The 5397-nt window shown below is 29.0% G+C and carries 6 protein-coding genes; 2 read left to right on the forward strand and 4 right to left on the reverse strand.

Annotation, left to right across the window (positions count from 1 at the left end; genetic code table 11):
• Positions 1–288: 288 nt before the first annotated feature.
• The gene (locus LQ686_RS13690; RefSeq protein ID WP_204175012.1) at positions 289–1602 is read right to left on the reverse strand and encodes a type II restriction enzyme; all 1314 of its coding nucleotides are present in this window, start codon (positions 1600–1602) and stop codon (positions 289–291) included.
• A gap of 145 nt (positions 1603–1747) precedes the next feature.
• On the opposite strand from LQ686_RS13690, the gene LQ686_RS13695 reads away from it, so the two are divergent.
• Positions 1748–2584 (forward strand): DNA adenine methylase, encoded by an 837-nt coding sequence (locus tag LQ686_RS13695; RefSeq protein WP_107580156.1) that lies wholly within the window; start codon positions 1748–1750, stop codon positions 2582–2584.
• 189 nt (positions 2585–2773) lie between these two features.
• Complete coding sequence (locus LQ686_RS13700; protein ID WP_218688169.1) at positions 2774–3466, forward strand: hypothetical protein; 693 nt, start codon at positions 2774–2776, stop codon at positions 3464–3466.
• Positions 3467–3587: 121 nt separating this feature from the next.
• Here the strand turns inward: LQ686_RS13700 and LQ686_RS13705 are convergent, their stop codons facing one another.
• The 3 genes from LQ686_RS13705 to LQ686_RS13715 form a co-directional block, all read right to left on the reverse strand.
• Positions 3588–4163, reverse strand: a complete 576-nt coding sequence (locus LQ686_RS13705; protein ID WP_000690626.1) for a recombinase family protein — start codon at positions 4161–4163, stop codon at positions 3588–3590.
• 262 nt (positions 4164–4425) lie between these two features.
• Positions 4426–5046, reverse strand: coding sequence for a hypothetical protein (locus LQ686_RS13710; RefSeq protein WP_119489787.1), 621 nt, complete (start codon positions 5044–5046; stop codon positions 4426–4428).
• Positions 5047–5051: 5 nt separating this feature from the next.
• The gene (locus LQ686_RS13715; protein WP_119489785.1) at positions 5052–5270 is read right to left on the reverse strand and encodes a DUF1413 domain-containing protein; all 219 of its coding nucleotides are present in this window, start codon (positions 5268–5270) and stop codon (positions 5052–5054) included.
• Positions 5271–5397: the final 127 nt, after the last annotated feature.

Genomic DNA, 5397 nt, shown 5'->3' on the forward strand with positions numbered 1-5397 from the left:
AATCATTTCATATTGGTCACGTTTATTCTCGGATTTATTTAACATAGAATCAACTCCTAAATAAAATTTCAACTATATTATAAAATGGATTGTTAATTTTCGGTATTTTTTTAGCGCTGACTCCTGCGGGAACAGCATGATTCGAAGACTACAGGCTGAGAACATGCCCGCGAAAAGCATGCGCATAAAAAATGCCGGCAAAGTCTAAGGCTTTGTCGACACTCTGAAACACCCTAATTTTAGGGTGTTTTTTATTGCGTTTTTTAGGGGTTGAAAAATGTTTTTTTCTTATCTTGATATTTCTTCAGTAAGATTTGCAATCCATCTAATCCAACCTCTGATAGTACTACTTCTACGTACTCTAGTAACGTCTGAACCAACGTTATATATGTTGCATTGTTTCATATAATTGACTGTTTCTGATTTATTAGGTACTTCATTATTCTTAATGTAATGTTTGAATGCTAAATAGAATGGCTTATGTGAGATGATTTCATCTGCAAGTGATAGATACTTTTCTTTAATTTCTTTTTGTATAATATCTAGTCCTTTTTTAGTAATTCTATACGCAATTTCATTATCCTCATTAGTAAACTTTTCTATTAAACTTAAATAAATTCCTGCATTTGTATAGTATGCAGTTTGTCTTGAGGTAAAAGCATAATTAAGAGTTATTTCTTCAAAAGTTAAATCTTTTTCAACTAGTAGATTAAGTAAATCTATAACTCTTTCGAAGTTATCTGCTTGTGGAAACGGCACAAGTGGTTCTGGTACTTCACTAGCATTTTTATATATATTAATTAAGTCATCTTTGATGATACTTTTATGATTAAACATGAAATTAACTTGTTTCACTAATTGTAGTGAGTTGTAGTTATTTATATCAGCAACATCATAAATAAAAAAGCTGTACACATCATTCGACAGAGTAAAGAAGATAGGACTTATTTTCTTATTAGTACGTGTTTGTAAAGTTCTGAAAGGATAGTACAATTGACGTGCCATAAAGTCATCTGCAGTATGCATTTTAGATTCGACAATTAAAAAGTGGTTTTTACTTTCGTAGCTACCATCGATTTCTATTTGAGACTTCTCTACCCCAAAATTATAGTTAGTATTAGTAGTTTTATTAAGAACATCATAAGAGAATGTTCCTGAACCCATTCTACCAGTGACAGTTAAATCTAAATTTTCATTGTTCGCTAATTTACTAAGCATTCTACTAATATGTGCAACATTTAATGCGACACTTTCAGATGTAACGACTTTTGGATTAATAGTATCAATAGAATGAGGGAAGCTAACGATTTCCGGTTTGATATTTTTCTCATATTTAAGTTCTTTGTATACATCAAAATTTCCGATAACGTAGTTTCCACGTCTGTTTGGCAAAATTACAAGGTTTTCGTCTTTGAATTGAGTAGGTAGGTTATTGTAATGGTCAAATTTTGTCATCAGTCTAGGTTCTCTAACTTTTTTAATATCATCTGCACTTATTTCATAAAACCCATTCTTATGGCAATCATCAACAATATCGTGCGTTTCAAATAATATCTGCCATGCTTTATCATTTTTTGTATCTAATTTCTTCTTACCATTCATATATAACACCATCCCTTTAAGTTAATTTAATTATAAATGAGATGGTAAAATAATGAAAATATTAATAGGATAACAAACAGTTGCATAAGCATGTTATTATAAATAAATAGAACGAGCGTTCGTAAATAAATTTAAGGTGATTTATATGACTAATAATAATGAAATAATAAAGCCCATACTAAAGTATGTAGGTGGCAAATCAAAAGTTTTACCAGATATTAAGGCAAATATGCCAACTGAATATAATCGATATTTTGAGCCATTTTTAGGTGGTGCCAGCGTTTTATTAGGTATTCAACCTGCATCGGCAATAGTTAATGATATTAATTTTGAAGTAATTAATCTTTATAGAGTAGTTAAAGACAATCCATTTGAATTAATAGAAGACTTAAAAAAGCATGTGAATGAAAAAGAGTATTACTATAGTATCAGAGCGTTAGATAGAGATGAGGAAACATTTTCTAAACTAACTGCTGTAGAACGTGCATCACGTATTCTTTACATTAACAAAACCGGATTTAATGGAATTTTACGATATTCTCAAAAAGGGTACCTAAATGTACCGATGGGTAAGTATAAAAAACCAAATATCGTTAATGAAGAAGGTATTTTAAAATTAAGTAAGTATTTAAATGAAAACGACATAACAATCTTAAATACTGATTTCGTAGAGGCTTGTGCTGATGCAAAAGAAGGTGACTTTATATATGCAGATAGTCCCTATATTCCTATTTCAAAAACATCGGCTTTCACATCATATAATGCAGATGGATTTACATTAGATGAGCAAATTCGATTAAGGGATTTAGCCTTAGATTTAGACAAAAGAGGTTGTAAGGTAATGTTAAGCAACAGTTCAGCAGATATGGTGTATGATTTATACAAAGGTTTTAATATTAGACATGTTGAAGTAGCAAGAGCTATTAACAGTAAAGGCGATGGCCGTGGTAAAATTAAAGAGGTATTAATAACAAATTACTAAATGATAAAGATGAGGAGTAATTTAATGCCAACTACAGTAAAAGTAAATAGGCGTGAGGCACGTCTTATAATGAATTCAGCAATAACGTTGTGTGATTATGTATTAGATGTATTTGAAGATAAGAAAAGTAAGGATAATTGATAGGAGAAATATTAATTCTACAGTAAAAATCTGACTTTGGAGGTATATATGGATTTTATAAAGGATTGTACTAGTAGGTTTTCTGGATTACTTTATTTTGTAACTTACTTACAAATGTTTTGCTATGGGTTATTATTGCCACCAATACAAACAATAACAAAAAGTGATATCAACACAGACTTTTATCTGTTTATACTACCGCTATTATTTACATATATTTTTGAAAATATCTATGATATAAATTCTGATACTAATAGCTTATACAATTATGATAAAGAAATGAAAGTTCTCAAATCTGCAAATATTATAATTATATTTATAATGGGGGCTCTATTTATAAATTTAATAAACGGTATTAATATACTTGAATTTTTTCATATATCTAAAAAAATTGATACCCTGTATATTTTCGTACTGACTATCACATGTTTCTTCATAACCTTTGTATTGTGTATTATACAAGACACTAGGTTAGATCAATCTCATCAATTAAAAAGTAAAAATCTCATACTATTTTTTAAATATTTATCTATCATTATTATATGGATAATTAATTTAGTATTGATATATATCGTGAGTTTAAAGGGAGATATATTTGTACATATTGGTATATATCTATTTATTAATTTTGTAGCAACAATAGCAATTGATTCAATTTTTAATAAAAAAATTGAAAGACTTAATAAAAATAATATCGTAATTATGAAAAAGTTTACCAGAAAAAATAAAAAGAATAATTAGTATTTCGACTAATATGAGTACATTCTAATCATACAAATGAAGTTGTTGAATTTATAATAGCTTAAACGTATGATTAGTGTGTATTTTTTAACTTTTATTATTGTTGAAAGTTAAGTTGTATTTACTTATCACTCTTTTCATCTTCTAATTTATTGAGATAACGATAAATTGTTGTACGTGAAACTTGCCATTGTTCAGCAATTGTCTTAATTGGCGTACCATTATCATAAAGTGTTTTGAGCAATTTTAAATCTTGTTTGTTTAATTTTTCGGGTCTTCCACCATACCGTCCTCTAGCACGTGCTGCAATTCTACCAGCTGAAGAACGTTCTAAAATTAAATTACGTTCAAATTCTGCAAATGCTGCGAATAAATGAAATAATAATTGTCCGGTAGAACTTGATTTATCCATCGTTATATTTTCTTCTAAACTATGGAAACTTACACCTCGTTCGTTAAGCTCATTAACTAATGTAATTAAATCCTCCATATTACGTCCTAGTCTATCTAATCTCCAAACAACAATAGTATCTCCAGACCTTGCAAATTCAATTGCTTTATCTAAACCAGGTCTTTTACTTTTTGAACCACTCATATGATCGTTAAATATCTTTTCACAACCATATGCATTTAATCGATCTTCTTGTAAATTTAAATTTTGTAATCCTGTTGAAACTCTTGCATAACCTATTTTCAAAATACAAACCTCCTATATCCATCATTAGTGTACCATAACTTAAATACGGGTACTTTTATGAACATAGATTTTTTATTGGGTTTCTGAACATAAAAATAAATGTAATCCTCACTTATTTCGATATAAAAAAAGAGTGTACAGAAAATGGTTATTTTCTGTACACTCTTTTTCATTTATATGTTCTTGAATGTTTGCAATAAAAAAGCATCTAATCCATAACTGGTTAGGTGCTTTTTGTGATTAGATAACTAAATTTATATAATCAAAATTTATTCGTAACTGCATCGATACTTTGCTGTATGTATTCTTTTAATGAATTTCTACCTAAAGCTCCTTGAGGAGTTGTGCTTGATCCTTCGCCCTCATTCTCCATGTAAATACCTACCATAACTGACAAATTCTCTAATTTCATAATTCGATTACTTATTAACTCTGTATCTTTTTCTGTAAAGCCTGTAGGGTTTTCTGAAAGTTCCTTATCGATAATATCTTTAAATTCTAAAATATCTGATTGTGTATCTTTATCTTTCATCACTGTATAAAGTAAATCCAAACCCTCTACTTCATGGTTTACAGTATATTCTAAATTCACTGTATTAATTCGTGTTCTCAATTTTTGCGTTTTTCTGTTTATAGCATCTTTTAAAAGGTTACTCTGTTTTTGTTCCTTTCTTATTTCCTGTTCTACGCTATTTTTATATGACTTATAAGCAATGACAATACTTATAGTAGTTGCTACTAAAGCAAGGATTGATGTTAAACCGTCGAAAGCATGAGGGTACTGTTTGAAGAAACTTTCAAAATTATCTACTTGCCATATAAATAAGCCACAAATGACTGACGGTAAAACTATATACAAAAACAAATTACTTACTACTTTCATATTCACTATTCCTTTACATATTCGTTATGGTTATTGAGCTTTCTACATTTATGACGCACACCTTTAACTCGTTTCTGTCTTACTTCATCACGAAAAGCTCTCCCTATTGCTTTAACATCTTTTGCGTTTTTCCACTCTTGATCTGTAAATAAATCTCTTATTATAAAGGGGTTTTTATCATCTTTACTTTCAGCTCTTCTAATTACTTCGTTCAACGTTACCATTAACAATCAACCTTTCAATTTTATTTAGTTGTTTACTGGTTCTGTTGCAAAGTTGAATTTATAGTATAATTTTAACAAAAAGGAGTCTTCTGTATGAACTATTTCAGATATAAACAATTTAACAAGG

This window comes from Mammaliicoccus sp. J-M41 (assembly GCF_022385935.1).
GTDB lineage: Bacteria > Bacillota > Bacilli > Staphylococcales > Staphylococcaceae > Mammaliicoccus > Mammaliicoccus sciuri_A.